25 protein-coding genes are annotated in these 20,804 nt (G+C 57.6%); 6 read left to right on the top strand and 19 right to left on the bottom strand.

All coding sequences use genetic code 11. The annotated features are described in order from the left end of the window. Positions 1 to 20: 20 nt before the first annotated feature. Both ACR0EK_RS12025 and ACR0EK_RS12020 read left to right on the top strand, forming a co-directional pair. The gene (locus tag ACR0EK_RS12025; protein WP_480483938.1) at positions 21 to 905 is read left to right on the top strand and encodes a tryptophan 2,3-dioxygenase; all 885 of its coding nucleotides are present in this window, start codon (positions 21 to 23) and stop codon (positions 903 to 905) included. Positions 906 to 908: 3 nt separating this feature from the next. Then, complete coding sequence (locus tag ACR0EK_RS12020; protein WP_480539400.1) at positions 909 to 1,736, top strand: alpha/beta hydrolase; 828 nt, start codon at positions 909 to 911, stop codon at positions 1,734 to 1,736. Positions 1,737 to 1,802: 66 nt separating this feature from the next. Here ACR0EK_RS12020 and infB read toward each other — a convergent pair whose 3' ends face one another. The 6 genes from infB to pip form a co-directional block, all read right to left on the bottom strand. Then, the gene (gene infB / locus ACR0EK_RS12015; protein WP_480900023.1) at positions 1,803 to 4,289 is read right to left on the bottom strand and encodes a translation initiation factor IF-2; all 2,487 of its coding nucleotides are present in this window, start codon (positions 4,287 to 4,289) and stop codon (positions 1,803 to 1,805) included. Between the two features lie 8 nt (positions 4,290 to 4,297). Further along, entirely contained in the window at positions 4,298 to 4,921 is a 624-nt protein-coding gene (locus ACR0EK_RS12010) for an RNA-binding protein (RefSeq protein WP_480488113.1), read from the bottom strand. 22 nt (positions 4,922 to 4,943) lie between these two features. Continuing rightward, the gene (gene nusA, locus ACR0EK_RS12005) at positions 4,944 to 6,563 is read right to left on the bottom strand and encodes a transcription termination factor NusA (RefSeq protein WP_480488115.1); all 1,620 of its coding nucleotides are present in this window, start codon (positions 6,561 to 6,563) and stop codon (positions 4,944 to 4,946) included. Continuing rightward, positions 6,563 to 7,153, bottom strand: a complete 591-nt coding sequence (gene rimP, locus ACR0EK_RS12000) for a ribosome maturation factor RimP (RefSeq protein ID WP_267363111.1) — start codon at positions 7,151 to 7,153, stop codon at positions 6,563 to 6,565. Before rimP ends, nusA begins: the two co-directional genes overlap by 1 nt. 160 nt (positions 7,154 to 7,313) lie before the next feature. Beyond that, the gene (locus ACR0EK_RS11995) at positions 7,314 to 8,135 is read right to left on the bottom strand and encodes an ABC transporter substrate-binding protein (protein WP_480773989.1); all 822 of its coding nucleotides are present in this window, start codon (positions 8,133 to 8,135) and stop codon (positions 7,314 to 7,316) included. After that, on the bottom strand, positions 8,132 to 9,109 hold the full coding sequence (pip, locus tag ACR0EK_RS11990) for a prolyl aminopeptidase (protein WP_480773988.1): 978 nt from the start codon (positions 9,107 to 9,109) through the stop codon (positions 8,132 to 8,134). Before pip ends, ACR0EK_RS11995 begins: the two co-directional genes overlap by 4 nt. Positions 9,110 to 9,157: 48 nt before the next feature. Here pip and ubiG point away from each other — a divergent pair, with 48 nt between their 5' ends. Further along, positions 9,158 to 9,904, top strand: a complete 747-nt coding sequence (ubiG, locus tag ACR0EK_RS11985; RefSeq protein WP_480773987.1) for a bifunctional 2-polyprenyl-6-hydroxyphenol methylase/3-demethylubiquinol 3-O-methyltransferase UbiG — start codon at positions 9,158 to 9,160, stop codon at positions 9,902 to 9,904. Between the two features lie 3 nt (positions 9,905 to 9,907). Here ubiG and ACR0EK_RS11980 read toward each other — a convergent pair whose 3' ends face one another. From ACR0EK_RS11980 to ACR0EK_RS11965, 4 genes are read right to left on the bottom strand one after another with little or no spacing between them, the layout of a single operon-like run. Beyond that, positions 9,908 to 10,348 carry a MarR family winged helix-turn-helix transcriptional regulator gene (locus tag ACR0EK_RS11980; protein ID WP_267363106.1) on the bottom strand — a complete coding sequence of 147 codons (441 nt, stop codon included), beginning with the start codon at positions 10,346 to 10,348 and terminating at the stop codon, positions 9,908 to 9,910. Positions 10,349 to 10,360: 12 nt separating this feature from the next. Beyond that, positions 10,361 to 11,191 carry a carbon-nitrogen hydrolase family protein gene (locus tag ACR0EK_RS11975; RefSeq protein WP_480773986.1) on the bottom strand — a complete coding sequence of 277 codons (831 nt, stop codon included), beginning with the start codon at positions 11,189 to 11,191 and terminating at the stop codon, positions 10,361 to 10,363. Beyond that, on the bottom strand, positions 11,191 to 11,448 hold the full coding sequence (gene grxC / locus ACR0EK_RS11970; RefSeq protein ID WP_480483930.1) for a glutaredoxin 3: 258 nt from the start codon (positions 11,446 to 11,448) through the stop codon (positions 11,191 to 11,193). The genes ACR0EK_RS11975 and grxC overlap by 1 nt, the downstream gene beginning before the upstream one ends. A 38-nt stretch (positions 11,449 to 11,486) precedes the next feature. Then, on the bottom strand, positions 11,487 to 12,251 hold the full coding sequence (locus ACR0EK_RS11965; RefSeq protein ID WP_480900027.1) for a double zinc ribbon domain-containing protein: 765 nt from the start codon (positions 12,249 to 12,251) through the stop codon (positions 11,487 to 11,489). Between ACR0EK_RS11965 and ACR0EK_RS11960 the strand changes: the two genes are divergently transcribed. Together ACR0EK_RS11960 and hemH are read left to right on the top strand one after the other, a co-directional pair. Further along, a complete protein-coding gene (locus tag ACR0EK_RS11960; RefSeq protein WP_480900029.1) occupies positions 12,232 to 13,062 on the top strand; it encodes a methyltransferase domain-containing protein in 831 nt (276 codons plus the stop codon). The genes ACR0EK_RS11965 and ACR0EK_RS11960 overlap by 20 nt on opposite strands. Positions 13,063 to 13,119: 57 nt before the next feature. Further along, positions 13,120 to 14,169, top strand: coding sequence for a ferrochelatase (gene hemH, locus ACR0EK_RS11955; protein WP_480900031.1), 1,050 nt, complete (start codon positions 13,120 to 13,122; stop codon positions 14,167 to 14,169). Between the two features lie 160 nt (positions 14,170 to 14,329). Here the strand turns inward: hemH and ACR0EK_RS11950 are convergent, their stop codons facing one another. Together ACR0EK_RS11950 and ACR0EK_RS11945 are read right to left on the bottom strand one after the other, a co-directional pair. Further along, complete coding sequence (locus tag ACR0EK_RS11950; protein WP_117870963.1) at positions 14,330 to 14,512, bottom strand: hypothetical protein; 183 nt, start codon at positions 14,510 to 14,512, stop codon at positions 14,330 to 14,332. Positions 14,513 to 14,651: 139 nt separating this feature from the next. Continuing rightward, complete coding sequence (locus ACR0EK_RS11945) at positions 14,652 to 15,251, bottom strand: L,D-transpeptidase (RefSeq protein ID WP_267363097.1); 600 nt, start codon at positions 15,249 to 15,251, stop codon at positions 14,652 to 14,654. Positions 15,252 to 15,420: 169 nt separating this feature from the next. On the opposite strand from ACR0EK_RS11945, the gene dalA reads away from it, so the two are divergent. After that, positions 15,421 to 15,936 carry a divisome-associated lipoprotein DalA gene (gene dalA / locus ACR0EK_RS11940; RefSeq protein ID WP_267363096.1) on the top strand — a complete coding sequence of 172 codons (516 nt, stop codon included), beginning with the start codon at positions 15,421 to 15,423 and terminating at the stop codon, positions 15,934 to 15,936. 54 nt (positions 15,937 to 15,990) lie between these two features. Here dalA and ACR0EK_RS11935 read toward each other — a convergent pair whose 3' ends face one another. The 7 genes from ACR0EK_RS11935 to ACR0EK_RS11905 form a co-directional block, all read right to left on the bottom strand. Then, positions 15,991 to 16,455 (bottom strand): PTS sugar transporter subunit IIA, encoded by a 465-nt coding sequence (locus tag ACR0EK_RS11935; RefSeq protein ID WP_480967831.1) that lies wholly within the window; start codon positions 16,453 to 16,455, stop codon positions 15,991 to 15,993. Between the two features lie 57 nt (positions 16,456 to 16,512). Next, on the bottom strand, positions 16,513 to 17,076 hold the full coding sequence (hpf, locus tag ACR0EK_RS11930; RefSeq protein WP_480483926.1) for a ribosome hibernation-promoting factor, HPF/YfiA family: 564 nt from the start codon (positions 17,074 to 17,076) through the stop codon (positions 16,513 to 16,515). Positions 17,077 to 17,327: 251 nt separating this feature from the next. Next, on the bottom strand, positions 17,328 to 18,086 hold the full coding sequence (gene lptB / locus ACR0EK_RS11925) for an LPS export ABC transporter ATP-binding protein (RefSeq protein WP_480474775.1): 759 nt from the start codon (positions 18,084 to 18,086) through the stop codon (positions 17,328 to 17,330). Beyond that, positions 18,086 to 18,577 carry an LptA/OstA family protein gene (locus ACR0EK_RS11920; RefSeq protein WP_480483925.1) on the bottom strand — a complete coding sequence of 164 codons (492 nt, stop codon included), beginning with the start codon at positions 18,575 to 18,577 and terminating at the stop codon, positions 18,086 to 18,088. The genes lptB and ACR0EK_RS11920 overlap by 1 nt, the downstream gene beginning before the upstream one ends. Positions 18,578 to 18,580: 3 nt before the next feature. Beyond that, positions 18,581 to 19,180 (bottom strand): LPS export ABC transporter periplasmic protein LptC, encoded by a 600-nt coding sequence (gene lptC, locus ACR0EK_RS11915; RefSeq protein ID WP_480900033.1) that lies wholly within the window; start codon positions 19,178 to 19,180, stop codon positions 18,581 to 18,583. A gap of 11 nt (positions 19,181 to 19,191) precedes the next feature. Then, positions 19,192 to 20,160, bottom strand: coding sequence for a KpsF/GutQ family sugar-phosphate isomerase (locus ACR0EK_RS11910; protein ID WP_480773983.1), 969 nt, complete (start codon positions 20,158 to 20,160; stop codon positions 19,192 to 19,194). Further along, on the bottom strand, positions 20,157 to 20,771 hold the full coding sequence (locus ACR0EK_RS11905) for a ribonuclease D (protein ID WP_480832873.1): 615 nt from the start codon (positions 20,769 to 20,771) through the stop codon (positions 20,157 to 20,159). The genes ACR0EK_RS11910 and ACR0EK_RS11905 overlap by 4 nt, the downstream gene beginning before the upstream one ends. Positions 20,772 to 20,804 lie beyond the last annotated feature (33 nt).

Genomic DNA, 20,804 nt, shown 5'->3' with positions numbered 1-20,804 from the left:
TCGCACAAGGGAGGCATGAGATGGGCGCGAACAAAGACGATCGTCTGTTGCAAAGAGGTGTCGAAGACACTCTGGTCACTGATTTCGCCGAGACACATCGCAAAAGCTATGGAGATTTTCTGCAACTCAAAACACTGCTGAACCTGCAAAAGACCTTTCAGGACCCCGCGCAGCCGGACGAGATGCTGTTCATTATCATCCATCAGGTCAGCGAACTGTGGCTGAAACTGATGCACCACCAACTGGTCGAGGTGCGTCGTTTTCTGCAACAGGATGAATTTGGCCCAGCCATGAAAAACCTCGACCGCATCAAGGCCATTCAACGGCAGTTGATTGCGGCCTGGGAAACCCTTCTGACCATGACGCCTGCCGACTATTTAACGTTTCGGCAGGCACTGGGCAGCTCGTCAGGGTTTCAGAGCTACGGGTATCGGCAGATTGAGTTCATTCTTGGCAACAAGGATGCGTCAACACTGAAGGTCCATGCGCATGACCCAGAGGTGATGGAGATGCTGAATGCCGCTCTGACCAAACCGTCGCTTTATGACGAAGTGTTGCACATGCTGGCCCGTCAAGGGTTCGACGTGCCCAAGGATCTGATTGAACGCGATTACGCCCAACCCTATTGCGGCGATTCGCGCGTGGTACAAATCTGGGTGGAGGTATTCCGCAACACTGAAAAATACTGGGATCTTTATGCTTTGGCCGAAAAACTGATGGATGTGGAAAGCCTGTTTCAACGCTGGCGCTTTGATCATGCCACCGCAGTTGAGCGCGTGATCGGGATGCAACCCGGCACTGGTGGCTCAAGCGGCGTGGCCTTTTTGCGAAAGGCGCTAGAGCTGCGGTTTTTCCACGACCTTTACGACGTGCGCACCGAATTGATGTACAGCGGGCAGACCTAAGACATGTTGTATCGAGGATTTTCGCAATCCGAGCTGGAGCGGGAGTACTCCCCCAGCACAATGATCGGCGGCGACCTAAGCCCGTATCTTGCCAGCTATAAGGCGCTAAGCGCTCAGGCGCGGGCCGACTATCCGGTACGGGAAAACCTGGCTTATGGTGACAGCCCCGTACAAGTCCTTGATTTCTTTCCCGCTCGCGATGACAAGGCACCCCTGCACGTCTTCATTCACGGCGGGTACTGGCAGGCGCTCAGCCAGAATGAATCGTCTCTGATGGCACCAGGTCTGGTAGAACACGGGCAAGCTTTTGCGACTGTAAACTACACGCTGGCACCCGATGCCCGGGTTGGCGACATGATCGACGAATGCCGTGACGCGTTGTTGTGGCTGGCGGCCAAGGCGGGGGAGTTGGGGTTCGATCCGTCGCGGATCACCCTGTCAGGTCACAGTGCAGGCGCGCATCTGGCGGCGATGGTGATGGCAACCTCATCAGATGCCCTTGCCAAAGCGGGGCTCCGGGTGCGGGATGTGATTCTGATCAGCGGAATATACGACCTGGAACCGATCAGCCTGATGTCGGTGAACGATCCACTGCAATTGACGCCGGTCGAGGTCAACGATCTGTCACCCATCCGCAATCTGCCCCGGCCCGGTCCTCGATACCATGTTTCGGTAGCCGAACGGGATACAGGTGAGTTCATTCGCCAAAGCCGCGACTATGCTGAAAGGCTGCGAAAGGCCGGACACTCTGTCAGCTTTATGCTCGCGCAAGGAATGCATCATTTCGATATCATCATGCATTCAGATGCGTTTCTGCCCCAGACAAAATAAGCGCTTCGGTAAAAGAAAACAGCGGCCTAAGGGGGCCGCTGTTTTTCGTTTTCATCCTTTGCCGGGCTAGTCCAGCGTGCGGGTGACTTCTTCGCGCTCGAAGATTTCGATCACGTCGCCTGCGCGGATATCGTCGTAGTTTTCGAACGCCATACCGCATTCCTGACCCGACTGAACCTCGGCCACTTCGTCCTTGAAACGCTTCAGCGTCTTCAGCGTGCCTTCGTGAATCACCACGTTGTCGCGCAGCAAGCGGACACCGGCAGAACGACGCGCCACGCCTTCGGTGACCAGACAGCCAGCAACCTTGCCAACGCCAGTAACCTTGAAGACTTCGCGAATCTCGGCGTAGCCAATGAACTTCTCGCGAATTTCGGCGCTCAACAGGCCGGATGCGGCTGCTTTTACGTCGTCTACGAGGTCATAGATCACCGAGTAATAGCGAATCTCGACGCCCTTCTGGTTTGCGGTATTCCGTGCCGAGGCATTTGCCCGAACGTTGAAGCCAAAGATCGGAGCTCCAGACGCTTCGGCCAGACCGACATCCGTTTCGGTAATGGCACCAACACCCGAATGCAGAACGCGCACGCGTACTTCTTCGTTGCCGATCTTCTCCATCGCCTGAACGATGGCTTCCGCCGAACCCTGAACATCTGCTTTCATCAGAATAGGCAGCTCGGTGACGTTTTCGTCTTCCTTGGCCTTCTGCATCAACTGCTCAAGGGTCGTTGCGGCACCGGCGGCGGCGCGTTTGTCCTTAGCGGCCTGTTCACGGTAGGCGGCGATCTCACGGGCCTGTGCTTCGGTTTCGGTCACGTTCAGAACATCGCCTGCTTCAGGCGTACCATTCAGACCAAGAACCTCAACGGGAACCGACGGGCCAGCCTCCTTGACGCGCTCACCCTTGTCGTTGATCAGCGCGCGGACTTTACCATACTGCTCACCCACGACAAAGATATCGCCCTGACGCAATGTACCGTTCTGAACCAGAACCGTTGCGACCGGGCCGCGGCCCACGTCCAGCTGTGCCTCGATCACGGCACCTTGGGCAGCGCGATCAGGGTTGGCTTTCAGTTCCAGAATCTCGGCCTGCAATGCGATGGCTTCCAGCAACTCGTCCAGACCCTGACCGGTGATGGCAGACACTTCTACGTCCTGAACCTCACCCGACATTTTCTCGACGATCACTTCGTGTTGCAGCAGATCGGTGCGCACCTTGTCCGGATTTGCATCATGCTTGTCGATCTTGTTGATCGCAACGATCATCGGCACCTTGGCTGCCTTCGCGTGATTGATCGCCTCAATTGTCTGGGGCATGACCGCGTCATCGGCAGCGACAACCAGAACCACGATATCCGTCACTTGGGCACCACGCGAGCGCATCGAGGTGAAAGCCGCGTGGCCGGGTGTATCCAGGAAGGTCAGCGTCGAGCCACCATCCGTTTTCACCTGATAGGCGCCGATATGCTGGGTAATGCCACCGGCCTCACCAGCCACAACTCGGGCATCACGGATTGCATCCAGCAGCGAAGTTTTCCCGTGGTCGACATGACCCATAATGGTGATGACGGGTGGACGGGGCTTCAGATCGTCCTCGCTGTCTTCGATCTCTTTGATGACGTCTTCGACATCCGAATCAGAGACGCGCGTGACCTTATGGCCGAATTCTTCAATGATAAGCTCGGCAGTATCGGCATCGATGGTCTGGTTCTGCGTGACCATCATACCCATCTGCATCAGCGATTTGACCACGTCAGCCACACGCTCGGCCATACGGTTGGCCAGTTCCGAGACCATGATTGCCTCAGGCAGTTGTACGTCGCGGATCACCTTTTCCCGCTCGACCGAACCGCCCATGGCTTTCTGACGGGCGCGTTCCTGCTTGCGCTTCATCGCTGCCATCGACCGCTGGCGGCTGCCTTCGTCACCGGTGGCCTGACCCAATGTCAGCTTACCCGAACGACGGTTGTCTTCACGACCCTTGCCACGACCGCGCTGTTCGCGTTCGCGATCCTGCTTGCGAGGTGCGGCAGCAGGCGCAGGTTTGCTGGCCGGGCTGCGTGCAGCTTTGGCTTCTTCAGGGGCCGGCGAAGCGGCAGCAGCAACAGCGGCACGCTTGGCTTCTTCTTCAGCCTCCACGCGCTTGCGCTCTTCATCTTCGGCTTTCTGACGCGCGCGCTCTTCGGCTTCACGCTGCTCGCGCTCTTTCGCTTCCTGTTCCGCACGGCGGCGCACGCGCTCTTCTTCGCGTGCCTTTTCAGCGGCTTCGCGTTCAGCGGCCTCTTCGACCTCGCGGGCCTTGGCAGCCTGCAAAGCCTTCATACGGCGCGCCATTTCCGCGTCGGAAATACCTGCGGGACGACGCGACGGATCACCCGAAGGGGCGGCACCGCCACCCGGCTTTGCCGCGCCCGGCTTGGGGACCACCACGCGCTTGCGTTTGGTTTCCACCACGACATTCTTGGTGCGTCCGTGGCTGAAACTCTGTTTCACATTTCCGGGGCGTGCCCCGCCACGAAGACCCAATGTCTTTTTGCCGTCACTATCGCTCATAAAGCTTCTTACCCTTCCGCGCGGCCCTTGCCGCCGTCATCCGTTTCGCGCAAGCCACGCAGGCGCTGCGCTTCCTCTACAACACGTTTGGCGAGTCCGCCAGAGGCCAAGGCCGCATGAATCACCGTTTGGCGCCCAAATGCCTGCCCTAATTCGTCTGCCGTCAGCCAACCGATGTATTTTCCGAAGTGCGGCGTACTGAGCTTCGACTTGCCGCGCCCCGATCCATCAGTGGCCTGAATCAGCACCTGAGCCTCTTCCCGGTCCAGCCACGACTTGACCTTTTCATACCCGGCAACCGCGTCGCCGGACTTGCGCGCCAGACTGAGCAACTCAATCACACGGCGCGCGATCTGCTTTTCAACTTCTGTCGCGAGGTTCTGAGGCACAGTCACCTGTGCCTTGAACCCCCGCGCAAACAGTTTCTTACCAATGGCCTTGTCCAGCGCAGCACGATCCGCCGCCACATAAACGCCCCGTCCCGGCAACTTTGCCGCGACATCCGGAAAGACCTGACCGTCCGGGCCCGTCACAAAGCGGATCAAGCCATATTTAGGCTGAACCTCGCCTGTGGCGATGCACTTGCGTTCGGGTCCGTCAGACCGATCCTTATGGACGCCACCGCGACCCATACGCGCCACCCGAGACCTGAGATCAGGCCTCGACCTCCTCGTCTGCTGCGTCGCCGTCGATGTCTTCTTCCGCCTGCTCCAACTCGGCCGGATCAACCCAACCCAACAGGATACGCGCAGTCATGACCATGTCTTGTGCTTCTTCGAGCGTGACGCCAAAGGGCTCCAGCACGCCATCATCCTTGACGCGTTCACCGTCGACCGTGGTCCAGCCACCGGCCAGTTCCCAGTCTGCACAGGTTGCGAAATCTTCCAGCGTCTTCACATCGTCCTTGGCCAGCGCCTCTACCATCTGGGGGGTCAGGCCTTCGAATTCAATGAGGCTGTCCTCGGCACCCAGTGCGCGCGCCGCATCCAGAGCGGCTTTGGCCTGGGCTTCCAGGAACTCGCGCGCCCGGGTCTGAAGTTCCTGCGCAGTGCCTTCGTCGACGCCGTCAATGACCAGAAGTTCATCAATCTCGACATAGGCAACTTCTTCGAGGTTGGTGAAGCCTTCGGAAACCAGCAATTGCGCAAAGAACTCGTCCAGATCCAGACTGTCCATGAACAGTTTGGTACGAGATTCGAATTCCTTCTGACGACGCGCCGATTCTTCAGCTTCGGTCATGATGTCGATATCCAGCCCGGTCAGCTGGCTTGCCAGACGCACGTTCTGACCGCGACGACCGATTGCAAGAGACAACTGCTCTTCCGGAACGACAACCTCGATCTTGCCTGCTTCTTCGTCCAGAACAACCTTCGAAACCTCGGCAGGTTGCAGCGCGTTCACCAGGAAGGTCGGTTGGTCTTCGTTCCACGGGATGATGTCAATCTTCTCTCCCTGCAGTTCGTTCACAACGGCCTGCACGCGGCTGCCGCGCATACCAACGCAGGCGCCAACAGGGTCGATCGAGCCGTCATACGAGATCACGGCGATTTTGGCGCGTGAACCGGGGTCACGGGCCACGGCCTTGACCTCGATGATACCGTCATAGATTTCCGGCACTTCCATCTTGAACAGCTCGGCCATGAATTCTGGTGCGGTACGCGACAGGAAGATCTGGTGGCCACGCACTTCGCGGCGGACTTCCTTGATATACGCGCGCACACGATCATTCGGACGATAGCTTTCGCGACCGATCTTGTCATTGCGGCGCAGAACAGCCTCGGCACCGCCGAGATCGACGATAACATTGCCGAATTCCTCGCGCTTGACGGCACCGTTGATGATGGTGCCCGCACGATCCTTGAATTCTTCATACTGACGATCCCGCTCGGCTTCGCGGACCTTTTGCAGGATCACTTGCTTGGCCGACTGCGCCGCGATCCGACCCATTTCGACCGGCGGCACTTCTTCAACGAAAACGTCACCGACCTGCGGATCTTCCATGTACTGCTTGGCTTGTTCGACGGTGAACTCGGCCTGATAGTTCTCAAGCTCCTCATCCTCGACCACGGTGCGCACACGGGTGAAGGTCGCCTTGCCGGTCTTGCGGTCGATGGACACGCGGATGTCCATCTCGGCGCCGTAGCGACTCTTGGCGGCGCGGGCGAGCGATTCCTCCATCGCTTCGACAACCAGACCGGGGTCGATCATCTTTTCGCGGGCCACGGCCTCGGCAGTCTGCAGCAGCTCCAGCTGGTTGGCTGAGGTAATTGCCATCAGTTCGTCTCCTCTTCGGACCCTTCGGTCTCAATCTCGTCGAAAGCGTTTTCGTTCAGGGCACCGGCGTCCTTGCGCTGGCGCAGCATTTCCTTGATCAGGTCATCGGTCAGGACCAGCTTGGCATCACTCAGCCAGTCGAATTGCAGGCCGATGGTGATCGTCTCGGACCCTTCGGGGATATTGATCAGAACCTCTTCCCCTTCAATCCCGGCCAGTTCCCCTTTGAACCGGCGGCGGCCATCGATCAGTTCAGAAGTTTCGATCTTGGCCTCATACCCCTCGAAAGTCTCGAAATCCTTGAGGCGGGTCAGGGGGCGGTCGATACCGGGGCTGGACACCTCAAGCGTATAGGCGTCAAGGATCGGGTCCTCGACATCCAGGGTGGCGCTGACCGCATTCGAAATCTCGGCGCAGTCATCCACTTCGATGCCGCCTTCGGGTTTGTCAGCCATGATTTGCAGCGTGGTCTGCTTACCACTCATCAGCCGGACACGGACCAGCTCATACCCCAGATCTTCGATCACCGGGGTGATGATCTCGGCAAGTCGCCGGTCGATGGCAGCTTTGGCTATCAGGTCGTTTGTCATCAGGTTCTCTACCCTGTCAGTCGGGCACAAAAAAACGGGCGCGCGGCCCGTCGAATTTTCCGGTGGAGCCTTGGACCGGAAGTCCAACGCACCGCTGTTGAAACTGCATATACGCAGGATGATCCGAGTCTGCAACCCCCGACAGAAGTGTCACCCGAAATTACACGATCCACCACCGTTCAGCGATACGACCGTCGTCCAGAACCGTGCGTCCGGCAATCTGCCGCGGCAATCCCACCGCCCCAGAGACGGCCAGTGCCATATCGGTCTCGGAAGGATAGTAGCGAAGACCGCGCGTACCGCGGATCTCTGACGAATCGGGGAAGGCGGCGACATCGACATAGCCATCACGCAATGCCTCGGCGCGGACACGGGCATCGGGAATAACGATCACTTCGAATGCATCGACCCAACCGGCCTGACCGTCCTTGTAATGCCCCAAAACACGGCGACCCAGGAAATGCCGCCCGTCTTCGGCGCGTTCGACACGGTAGCAACCCGTGCCATTGGCGTTGTGTAGCGGCGTGACGCCTTCGCCATTGCGGGCAATGATAAAACGACTGTCCGCCAAAAGGAATGGAAGGCCCGGATTTGCCTCGGCCAGTTCCAGCCGCAAACGGTTGGCAGTCAATGCCTCGGTATGCCCGACCTCGGCCAATACGGCCGCAACATCTGCGATGTCCAAAAACGCGCCGTCGTGGAACACCGCATCGTTGCGCAGATCAAAGCTCCAGACCCTCGCATCGGCGTCGGTTTGCCAGCCCGTCGCAAGCTCGCCCCGCAAAGTGCCATCCGGGGCGATCTCGGTCAGCGTGTCGAAAACCGCACCGCGCGCCACCTGCTCAAGACTGTCGTCGCGCGGTACGGCCAATCGCAGCGTGCCGCCTTTCTCAGGTTTGTCCGCCAGGGACGCGCCTGTCGCGGCAAGCAGCGCGGCGGCGGCACCCGAGGCAAACAAGGCACGGCGGTCGATGCGTGTCATGCCAAACCCTCCGCTACGCGATCCATGATCCGGATGAGTTCTGCGCTGATCCCGGGTTCAGAAAGCGCATGACCGGCCTGACGTACCATCTTGATCTCGGCATTCGGCCAGCGTTCGCTCAGCGACCAGGCGGCCTGCGGCGGGCAAATCATGTCGTATCGCCCCTGCACGATGTGACCCGGGATATGAGCAATCCGGTCCATTTGATTTAGGATCTGCCCATCCGTTTCCAGGAACGCCTTATTGTAGAAATAGTGATTCTCGAGCCGGGCAAATGTACGGGCGTATTCGCCGGGGCTTTCGCCCACTGATCCGTTCGTGTGGATCGACGCCAGCGCATTTTCCCAGTGCGACCATGCCCGCGCATACAGGGTCTCGGTCGCGCGGTCCCCCGAGAACAGGCGTTTATTGTAGGCGGTGATGGTGTCCTTCAGCTCCACCTCGGGCAACAGTGAGGTAAATTTCTGCCACTGTTCCGGCCAGAAACGTCCCGCTCCGCCGCCATAAAACCAGTCAAGTTCAGCGTCAGTTGCCAGGAACACACCGCGCAGCACCAATCGGCTGACCCGGTCTGGATGCGACTGCGCGTAGATCAACGCAAGGGTCGCGCCCCAGCTGCCGCCAAAAGCAATCCATTCATCAATCTCGAACAGGTCGCGCAACCGTTCAATATCGGCCACCAAATGCCATGTCGTGTTATTTTCAACCGAAGCCGTGGGGCGAGACCGGCCACACCCACGCTGATCAAATAGAATCACCCTGTAGGCCTGTGGATCAAAATAACGCCGCATTGCGGGGCTGCAGCCACCGCCTGGGCCGCCATGCAGGATCACCACCGGTATGCCTTCGGGGTTGCCGCATTGTTCCACATAGATACGGTGCCCGTCGCCCATATCGACCATACGCTGGTCGAACGGATCGATCGGCGGGTACAGATATTGAACTGCGCGCTTTTGGTCCGGGTACTTGTCCATTATGGCCCTATATAGTCCTTAAGCGTAAAAGAGCATACGGAGACAGGAATGCAAGCGCATCCGAACACGGTGGATCCATCCGAGATCGCAAAATTCGAAGCGATGGCGGCGGAATGGTGGGACCCTCATGGGAAATTCAAACCGTTGCACATGCTGAATCCTTGCCGTTTGGATTATATCACACAGCAGATTGCCGGTGAATTCGACCGCGATCTGAAAGCGCGAAATCCGTTCGAAGGGCTGCGCCTGCTGGATATCGGTTGTGGCGGTGGTCTGCTAAGCGAACCCATGGCACGTCTGGGGGCCGAGGTCGTCGGGGCCGATGCCGCCGGAGGCAACCTGCCTGTTGCGCGTATCCATGCCGAGCAATCCGGTTTGGAGATCGACTATCGCCACACCACAGCCGAAGACATGGCCGCCGCAGGTGAGCAGTTCGACGTGGTCCTGAACATGGAAGTGGTCGAGCATGTGGCCGACCCGGAGGGCTTCCTGACCGCCTCGCAAAAATTGCTCAAGCCGGGCGGGCTGCTGATCTGCTCAACCATCAACCGCAACCCGAAATCCTATGCCATGGCCATTTTCGGGGCCGAGGTCGTCATGCGCTGGCTGCCGCGCGGCACGCATGAGTGGAACAAGTTCATCACCCCTGATGAGTTGTTCGACCTGCTGCGTCAGGCCGGGATGGACCCGGTGGACCGCAAGGGGTTCGTCTTCAACCCGATCCTCTGGAGCTGGTCGATCTCGGACCGGGACTTAAGCGTGAACTATGTGACGGCGAGTGTGAAACCGGGCTGAGGGTTATTCCCCTTCCAGCTGTTTTCTCAGATCGCGCAGCACTGGCAGTGTCGACCGAACACGGTCGTCCCCCAACTCTCCGACCACGCGGTTGATCAACGGAGCAATCGAGGAAATCGCCTGATCCCGCGCGCGTTTACCGGCGGGGCTGATCGCGACCATCTTGCGGCGGGCATCGTCCCAGTCGGGGCGGATGTGGATGTATCCGGCCCATTCCAGCTTGGCCAAGGTGTTGGTCATCGCCCCTCGGGTCACGTGGAACGTGTTGGCCAGCTGCGCCGGGCTACGCTCATCCGCGACAAAAGCCAAGTGGTTCAGAACCGAGAAATGCGAGATTTCCATGCCCTTGGGCAGCACCCGGCTAAGCCGGTTCCGCAATAGCTGATCGGCGGTCAGGATCTCGCTGAACAGCGTGACCGCAAGGGCATTGGTGTCGTCTGTCATTGTTCCGTTCTGTCAGGGTCCGTCGAAGGAACGGCGGTGGTGCAGTGAAGGGACACGTCGCCGTGCCTCAGTCACAGAACTATCATCCAAATCGAAAATGTGAATGCCTGGATCGGTCCCTGCGTCGATCAGCACCTTTCCCCACGGGTCGACGACCATGCTGTGACCGTGAGTATAGCGTGTTTTACCGCCGGTTTTTGGATGTTCCCCTGTTTGGGCCGGGGCCAGCACCCAGCACCCGGTTTCGATTGCACGTGCGCGCAGCAAGGCTTCCCAATGCGCGGCACCTGTGACCGGCGAGAACGCGGCCGGGACGGTCAGAATGCGCGCGCCCGCCTGCGCCAGTGCCGCGTGCAAATATGGAAAGCGGATATCGTAACAGATGGTCAGACCAACCTTGCCGAAATCCGTATCTGCGATAACCGCTTTTTCGCCTGGGCGGTAATTCTTTGATTCGCGGAACGTCTCGGTCTCGGTGACCTGCACATCGAACATATGGATTTTGTCATACCGCGCCACGATCTGACCTTGCGGTCCGATCATAAAGCAACGATTGGCAAAACGACCGTCATTGTCATGAGTCTTGAGCCCCAACGAGCCGATCAGAAGCCATACACCCAGATCAGCAGCCTGTTCGCGCAGGCCCGTCAAAGTGATGTCATCTTCTTCATGTTGTAAAACCGCGCGCTGCCGTGTGGTGCTGGTCGAAACGCAATTCGTAACCTCTGGCGTCAGAACAAAGCGGGCGCCCTGTTCTGCCGCTTCGGCCATCATGCCTCGGACCATCCCGAGGTTTTCTGCCGGATCGTCCGACGAGGTGATTTGCAGCAGCGCGGTTTTCATCAGGCCGCAAGCAGACGGTCAAGCTTGCCCTGACGCTCCAACTCGTACAAATCATCGCAACCGCCGACATGCGTAGCGCCGATGAAAATCTGGGGGACCGTGCGTTTGCCTCCGGCACGTTGAATCATTTCAGGTTTGCGTTTGGGGTGCATCAGCACGTCGATCTCCTTGAACTCGACACCTTTCTGCTTCAGCAGGCGTTTGGCTGCATGACAATACCCGCACAGTGGCGATGTATAGATCTCTACCGACTTCATTTTCCGTTCCCTTCGGATTTCGCGCAATCTTGGGCGAATTAGGCATCCTTGGCAACGCGCGCCAGAGCCAACACGAAAATATGATTTGTCCCCGCCGCCTGACAGGCACGAGTGCATGCGGCCAGTGTTGCCCCGGATGTCATCACATCGTCCACCAGCAAAATGTCCCGGCCAGTAAGATGGCGGGCTTTTCGGGGGTGAAGGCATATCGCGTCGCCCAAAATCTGTGCCCGCTCGGCAGCTGTTTTGCCGTCCAGCACCGGCGTCTTTTTTTTGCGAATCAACAGATCGGGTACACATTCCAATCCTGTCTCGCGCGCCAGGTTCTGCGCCAACAGTGCTGACTGGTTGTATCGCCTTTTCAGCAACCGAGACCAATGCAAAGGAACCGGAACAATCACCATATCCGGTCGCAACAATGGGCGCCCTGCCTGCACCATCCACTGCGCGGCAGGGCGGGCCAGTTCGGGCCGATCACCATGTTTCAACGCCAGGATCAGTGACCGCGCCTTGCCGTCATACAAAAGCGCTGCGCGTCCTGCCCTCCAGGGGCGCGCGGTCTTCAGGCAATCATCGCACTCGGTCCGAAACTCGTCCTGCCCCCCGATCAGGGGCAGACCGCAACTTTCACAGACCGTGCCGCCAATGAATGGCGTTTCCCGCCAGCATGGGCCACACAGGCCAAAATCGGACTCGGTCAGGTCGCCGCACCCCATGCAACGTGTTGGATAAATCAGCGCAAGTGCGGTTTGAATCCGTTGCGCGATGCGATACTTGCCAGCTATGAAACTGCCCGAACCCACTGCACCCTCACTTTTTGACCGTGCCGCCATTCTGCGTCATCGCAGCCGCGTGCAGGATGACGCCCTTTTTCTGCACCGCGCCGCGATGGACGAGGTTCAGGATCGGCTCTCCATGGTTAACAAAACCTTTACGGCGGCAGCGATCGTGACCGCATACCCGCAGCTTTGGACGGACGCGTTTCCCGAAGCCTCGATCATAGCGGACAACGATGTGCTGGCACTGCAACCCGGCGCCCATGACCTTGTTATCCACGCCATGACACTGCACTGCGCAAACGATCCGGTGGGTCAGTTAATCCAATGCCACCGCGCGCTGAAACCCGACGGGTTGTTGCTGGTTGTTTGTCTGGGCGGCGAAACGTTGCACGAATTGCGCGCGGCGTTGGGTCAGGCCGAGATTGACGTTACCGGTGGCCTCAGCCCCCGCATCGCCCCGATGGCCGGGTTGCGAGACTTCGGCGGTTTGTTGCAGCGGGCAGGTCTGGCCTTGCCAGTCGCAGACTCGGTGCCGCTCACGGCTGAGTACCGTGACATCTGGCACCTGATGCACGATCTGCGGCATATGGGTGAGGCCAATGCGTTATCCGGGCGACTGAAACACCCGACCAACCGCGCAGTATTTGAGGCCGCGCAAAACATTTACGCGTCTCATTTCACCACAGTATCGGGACGTCTGGCAGCCACGTTCGAACTGATCTGCCTGACAGGATGGGCCCCCCACGACAGTCAACCAAAGCCACTGCGTCCCGGGTCGGCGCAAACACGTTTGGCTGACGCCTTGCGCACGGACGAGGGCAAACTGCCCGATTGACGCGCGACCGAATCCCCTTATTTCAGGCCCTAACGCAAGAAATTCAGGAAGCTTCATATGTTTGATGCCACTCGACCCGCTCATGCTCCTACGGATCATCCCAAGATCAGGATGGGGCGCGTCGGCATATTGCTGGCCAATCTGGGCACGCCGGACGACTACACATATTGGCCGATGCGCCGATATCTGAATGAGTTTTTGTCGGACCAGCGTGTCATCGATTATCCAAAGTGGAAATGGCAACCGATTCTACAGGCGATCATCCTGACCAAGCGACCTTTCAGTTCTGGCGAGGCATACAAATCGATCTGGAACCAGGAAAAAGGCGAAAGTCCGCTGATGACCATCACCAAGGACCAGACCGCCAAGCTGAGCCAGACGATGCAGGCACGATACGGTGATCAGGTCATGGTCGATTTCTGTATGCGTTACGGCAACCCGTCGACCAAATCCAAAGTGCGCGCGATGGTAGCCGCAGGGTGCGATCGCATCTTGTTTTTTCCGCTTTACCCTCAATACGCTGGCGCAACGACGGCCACCGCCAACGACCAGTTCTTTCGCGCACTGATGGACGAAGCCTGGCAGCCCGCGACGCGAACCGTTCCGGCCTATTTCGATGAACCCATCTATATCGATGCGCTGGCACAGTCTGTTGAACGCGCATACGAGGCTATGGAGACAAAGCCCGACATTCTTGTCTGCTCATATCACGGGATGCCCGAGCGGTATCTTCAGCAGGGCGATCCCTATCACTGCCAATGCGCTAAAACGACGAGGCTGTTAAAGGAGCGGCTGGGCTGGACAGATGATCAATTGGTATCGACCTTCCAGTCGCGCTTCGGCCCCGAAGAATGGTTGAAACCTTACACGGTGGATCACGTGGCCGACCTGGCGAAGCAAGGCAAAAAGAACATTGCAGTTATTGCCCCGGCGTTTTCTGCTGACTGCATCGAAACGCTTGAAGAGATTAACGAAGAAATCAAAGAGAGCTTCGAAGAAGCAGGCGGGGAGGCGTTTACCTATATTCCATGCCTTAACGATGACGACGCCCATATCGCGGCACTTGGAAAGGTGATCGAAGACAATCTGTGCGGGTGGCTGGCGTAAAGCGTTTACAGAACGCAACCCGCATTTCCTATGAGAACGTTAGGCTCGGCTTGATACTGGCCTGTCAGTATCCCCCGGCGCGCAACAGGCTTGAAGACCTGTTGGAATTAAAAAAGGCGGTGGATTGCTCCACCGCCTTTTTCATGAATTCCGTGTCGGATTAGCTTGCAGCAACAGCAGCAGCAACAACGACCAGCAGGATCAGCGGCAGCAGAATGCCCTGCGACGAACCCTGAGTTTCTTCAACAACAACTGGTGCTTCAACAACCGGCTCTTCCAGGTTGCCAGCATATGCAGTCGAAGCTGCTGCAGTCAGAGCTGCGGCGAGAACGAGTTTCTTCATATTAACCTCCAGAATTTGCACGGCTCCAATATCCAGAGCCGCACATCTAAGACTTACCTCGTAGTTTTTTCTAATCAGCATTAGAGCGGGAATGCAATTGCAACTTGACCGGTGAGCGGGTTCGTACACGAAAATGTCGTCAAATTAGCAACACTTGCGTGCCAACCTTCGCCATCGAAAACAGCTCGGCGATGTCTTCGTTGAAAAGGCCGATGCAGCCGTTCGAAGATCTGCGGCCGATTTTGCGTGTATCGTGCGTCCCGTGAATGCGATAATACTTCCAGCTCAGGTATAAAGCGTGTGTTCCCAATGGGTTATCAGGACCCGGAGGAATGTAGTCCGGCCATTCCGGATTTCTCTTCTTCATCGACGGCGTCGGAGACCAGCTTGGGCCTTCGACCTTGCGGATCACACTGGTGCGCCCGCGCCGGGTGAGTTCTTCGGTAAGCGGAACCGACGACGGGTACAACTTATAGACTGTTTGGTCATCCGACCAGTAATGCAGCGCTCTTGAGACGGTGTCGACCAATATGGCGCCATTTCTGGTGTTCGAGAAATACGGTTGCCAATCCAATGCCCGGAACCCGGATACGTTGCGGCGAACCGCCGGTTCGGTTTCGGGTGCAGGGCGCAGCGGGTCGCCCGGGATATATTGCGCCAGTGCCGGTGTAGCCAGAGTGGCGGTAGCCCCTGCCAGAAACCCCCTGCGGGTGGGCGAATGAATGCGCTTCTTGACCATGACGACGGGTCCTGTGTTTAGGTGAGGTCTGAAATCAGAGGCATTCTATTGCCAGAATGCTTCAGTCGCAAACCAAACCGGCAGAATCACGCAAGTTGTGGCCATTGCGCGTTTGCTCAGAACAAGCAGGCGCGCTATGCCCTGTTGAGATACAATAATCAGGTCGAACATGACGCGCATCGTTTCTTTACTGTTGATTTGCTTTGTCGCGCTTGCGGCATGTACCAACACTGGCTCAACCACTCTGGGATCTGATGGTCGCCCATTGCCGACTGTGTACAAGATCCGCGGCAATCCGGAAAAGCTGCAGTTCCGCATGCTTGATTCGGTCAATGCTTTGCGTCAGGCTCAGGGGTTGCAGCCCGTACAGCTGAACGCGCAGCTGAACGCAGCGGCAGCGACACATTCGAAGGATATGTCGCGGCAGAACCGGCCCTGGCATTTTGGGTCAGACGGTTCATCACCAATCGACCGGGCAGCGCGTGTCGGCTATTTCGGAACGTTCCTGGGGGAAGCCATTTCCGAAACCTACGAGACCGAGACGGAAACACTTGCCGCATGGATGCAGGAACCTGGACCAAGGTCTGTCATCATGGACGCCAAAGCCACCCAAATGGGATTCGCCTGGCATCAGGAAGGCGGTGGTAAAATCTGGTGGACGCTGGAAATGGGAACCGGTGGTTGATCCGGTCAAATGAAAAGAAAAAAGCCCCCGGTTTTCGGGGGCTTTTTTTGTTAATCAGGCGGCTTGCATAGACTGCGCCTCAGTCAGGATCGCATAGAGCTTTACCGGATCAGGGTTCGCCCGGAGCTTGGTGCAAACCGAAGTATCCCGCAATGTGCGAGACACCAGCGCCAGAGCTTTGAGGTGATCAACACCCGCCTCTTCCGGTGCAAACAGCGCGAAGGCGATGTCCACAGGCTGGCGATCAACTGAACCGAAATCGATGGGCTTCTCAAGCATGACAAAAACACCTGAAACCGAATCAAGATCGGGCAGGCGCGCATGCGGCAGCGCCACACCATGGCCGACACCGGTCGGTCCAAGGCTTTCCCGCTCCAGCAGGAAATCAACTGCTTCCTGAGGATTGATGCCCAGCGTCGCCGCGGCGACGTCACCGATTTCCTGAAACAGCCGCTTCTTGCTGGAAGCCGCGGACAATACACGCACCGCTTCGGGCTTCAGTATGCTCGAAAGCTCCATGATCACGCTCCATGGCACGCACCCGCATCAGCGGGTGCAGCCCCGTATCCTTGCCTGTTACGGATCAATCCAGCCGATATTACCGTCTTCGCGACGATAAACGACATTCAATCCGTCCTTGTTTTCATTTCTGAACACCAGTACTGGCGCACCGGCAAGTTCCATTTGCATAACGGCCTCTCCAACGCTCAAAGATGGGATTTTTGTTTCCATCTCAGCCACAATCATTGGCTGAAGCGATTCGGGTTCTTCGACCGACTCCGATTCATTAGAAGCGAGGATATAAGAGGACGCCCCAAAGAGTTCAACCGGTTCGGCCCGATCCTTGTGGTGGTCCTTCAGGCGGCGCTTGTAACGACGCAACTGTTTTTCCATTTTATCACAGCATGCCTCAAATGCCGCGTAGATCTCGGTTGCATGGGCCTTGGCCTGCGCCGTCAGGCCAGTGGACAGGTGCACCGTTGTTTCGCATACATATTCATGCGCCGAACGGGAAAAGACGACGTTGGCATCCGTAGGCCGCTGCGCATACTTGCCCACGACCTCATTCAGTTCGGTCTGCACGTGTGTCTGCAACGCCGCACCGATGTCGATCTGTTTTCCGCTGATTTGGTAACGCATGTGATCTCCTTCACAATTCACACCCATTCTGACGCCGCAAACGCGGCGAGCTTGTTTTTATCGGGTGGGGGGTAGAGACATTTTCCGCGGTTGCCTTGTTTCCAGCCCTTCGAAGAAGGGACATCGAGATCCAGACTGGAACCGGGTAAATGCCATAAGCCAATTGAGGCAAGAGACGAGGGAAGAGTCAATCAAAACAGATGTGTATATACGCGATTTCCGCCATGCAATTGGCACAACTCCGCGCAAGGTTATGAAATGCGGAAATTCTCGCCCAGATAGACGCGGCGCACATTCTCGTTTTCGACAACCTCATCAGGTGTGCCGGACATCAAAACCTGACCGTCATGCAGGATATAGGCCCGGTCGACAATTTCCAGCGTTTCCCGGACGTTGTGATCGGTGATCAGCACACCAATACCGCGTTTTTTCAAATCCGCGACCAGATGGCGAATATCCCCGACACTAATCGGGTCAACGCCTGCAAACGGTTCATCCAGCAGCAGGTATTTGGGGTCTGCGGCCAAACAGCGCGCGATCTCAACACGGCGGCGCTCGCCGCCTGACAACGCCAGAGCCGGGGCCCGGCGCAAGTGTTCGATCGAGAAGTCAGACAACAGCTCTTCCAAACGCTCTTTGCGCTTATGCGCATGAGAGACCGTGATATCCAGAACGGCAGCAATGTTGTCCTCGACGCTCATGCCGCGAAAGATCGACATCTCCTGCGGCAAATAGCCGATCCCCATCCGTGCCCGCCGGTACATCGGCAAAGTAGTCACATTCTGGCCGTCGATCGTGACTTTTCCCGCCTCTGGGAACACAAGGCCCGCAACTGAATAGAACGTTGTGGTTTTACCAGACCCGTTCGGCCCCAGCAGCGCCACCACTTCGGACCGACCCAACGTCATCGAAACATCGCGGATCACCGTCTTTTTTTTGTAGGACTTCCGCAGCTTCTCGATGCGCAGCCCGGAACTGCCCTCGGTCAGTTTCAGATCGGGACGCGCCATCAGTTGTTTCCCTGCTGCAAGATCGTTTTGACCCGCCCGGTCATTGTCGCAGTGCCCGATGTCAGGTTGGCGTTCATCTGATCGCCACTGATGATGCTGGGGCCCTGTGTCAGAAGGACATTGCCCTTCATGACAATCTCACCCGAGCCGATCTTGTATTCAGCCCAGTCGCCTTCCGCTGCATCCGGCGGGCTGACCAGAACCACATTCTCGGTGGCCTCCATTCGCTCGATCGCCGAGCGTTCCTGATTGTAGATAACCAGCACGCGTTCGGCTGTCAGTCGCATTTCACCCTGTACGACGATGACATTCCCGATGAACTCGGCCGATCCGTCCTCTTGATTGACGTTCAGGGTTTCCGATGTCACCTCGACCGGCAGGCTCGGATCGGCATTCGCGGACCCAAAAGCCACCTGCGCCTCTTGCGCAGTCACGGGCGCGGCGCCCGCGATCAAGGCGAGGCACAAAGGAACAAATCGAAAATCGAACACAAGTTATCTTTCTGCTTTTTCAGGCTCGTATACCAGCTTCACACCATCTGTAAAAACAATATGGACCAGCCCGTCCGTTTTTTCAGTGCCAAAGGTCATACGCCCCGCGGAAAAGTTACCGATCGGACCGGTTCCGTTCACCTGCCCCGGCGTATCGCCCCGGACTTCGTCCAACGAGGTATTGAGCAGATCCGTCGTGACCTTGAGCCCATCCGCCGTGGTGATGACCACGTCACCAACAAAGGTTGCTGTTCCACTATCCGGACGGATCAGGCCGGAATTCGAATCCAGCGTAATTGTGCCGCCATTGAGCAGCCCAAAGCGGCCGCGAAACTCGGAAGCGGTCGGAACCGACGCCTCGGTGCCCTGCGTGGCTTGCACCGCCTCGATGTGCACGGTCTCTCCCTTGCGGGTCGTTCCGCGGTAATCCGGCCGCGTTACCACCTGTTGTGCCAGTCTCTCATCAATGTCTTTCTGCGCGAAAGGCACGGAAACGTTTGTTTCGATACTGCGGGACAGCAGGAATACCGTGGACAACATCACAATAGCCGCAAGCGGCAACAGCACCTTCAGGAACTGCACCATGCGGGAATACCTGTCCACTTCAGCCTCCCTCAGCCCAGACCGACGCGCAGGCAGTCGTGGATATGAAGCAGCCCCAAAGCCTGACCTGATGTCGCCTCGTCAACCACGAAGAGCGAGGTGATCTTACGGTCATTCATGATTGCTACCGCTTCTTCCGCCAACGCATCCGGGGATATGGTTGTGGGGTTGGGGGTCATGACCTGCTCGGTCGTTTTGTTCAGCAGCCCATCCATGTGGCGCCGCAAGTCACCGTCTGTAATGATCCCTGCCAATTGACCCTGCGGGTCTGTTACGCCAGCAACACCAAACCCCTTCTGGCTGATTTCGATCAGCGCATCGCTCATCGGAGTATGTGCCGCAATCAGAGGCAGGGCCTCTCCGACATGCATCAGATCCTGTACTGTGCTCAGCCGAGCACCCAGTTTGCCGCCGGGATGGAAGGCACGGAAATCCTCGGGCCGGAAATCGCGGTATTTCATGAGGGCAATCGCCAGTGCATCCCCCATGGCAAGGGTCAGCGTTGTGGAGATCGACGGCACCATACCAAAACCGCAGGCCTCGCCCATCGACGGGATCAGAAGATGTACGTCGGCCTGTTTCATCAATGTGCTGTCAGGTTTGCTGGACAATCCAATCAGCGGAATGCCAAAGCGGCGCGTAAAGGCCAGCAGATTGGCAAGTTCCGGTGCCTCGCCCGAATTCGAAATCGCCAAAACCACATCACCCTTGGAGACCATGCCAAGATCACCATGGCTGGCCTCGGCCGGATGCACGAAATAGGCAGGCGTTCCGGTGCTGGCCAGCGTGGCCGCAATCTTGTGACCTATGTGGCCTGACTTGCCGATACCGCTGATTATGATGCGCCCGGTGGCCTGAAGGATCAGCTGCACGGCTTCAGCAAAATGCGCGTCCAGACTGTCGGCAAGTACGTCCAGCGCGCGGGCTTCGTCAGTCACCACCTGACGGGCGGTTTTCAGGAATGCTTCGGTATCGGTCATGAGTGCGCAAAAATATCCGTTTCGGGCCAACCGGCGAGGTCCAGTTTCGCACGCATCGGTAGGAAGTCAAAACAGGCCTGCGCCATTTCAGTCCGATCCTCGCGAGCCAGCCGAATGTTCAGCGCATCGCGCAGCTGATGCAGATAAAGAACGTCAGACGCAGCATAATCCAATTGAGCGTCCGTTAATGAGGTTGCGCCCCAGTCGCTCATCTGTTGCTGTTTGGAAATATCGACACCGATAAGTTCCTGACACAGGTTCTTGAGCCCATGCCGGTCGGTATAGGTCCGCACCAGGCGGCTGGCAATCTTGGTGCAATAAACCGGCGCGGCCAGAGCACCAAATGTATGGTACATAGCGGCGATGTCGAAGCGCCCGAAATGGAACAGCTTCAGAATGTCAGGGTTTTCCAGCATGGCACATAGGTTCGGCGCCTCAGTCTGGCCTTTTTCCACCTGCACGATATGGCTGTTGCCGTCACCACCCGACATCTGAATCACGCACAAGCGGTCCCGATGTGGGTTCAGACCCATGGTTTCACAGTCAATGGCCACAACAGGGCCCAGATCCAGCCCGTCCGGCAGGTCGTTTTTGTACAAATGGTTCGCCACCCGACTATTCCTTTGTGCGGTATCGCCTCCGAG

The sequence above is a fragment of the Ruegeria sp. AE4 genome, assembly GCF_056542185.1.
Note: the sequence above shows the minus strand (reverse complement) of the source record. Positions and strands in the feature narration are given on the sequence as shown.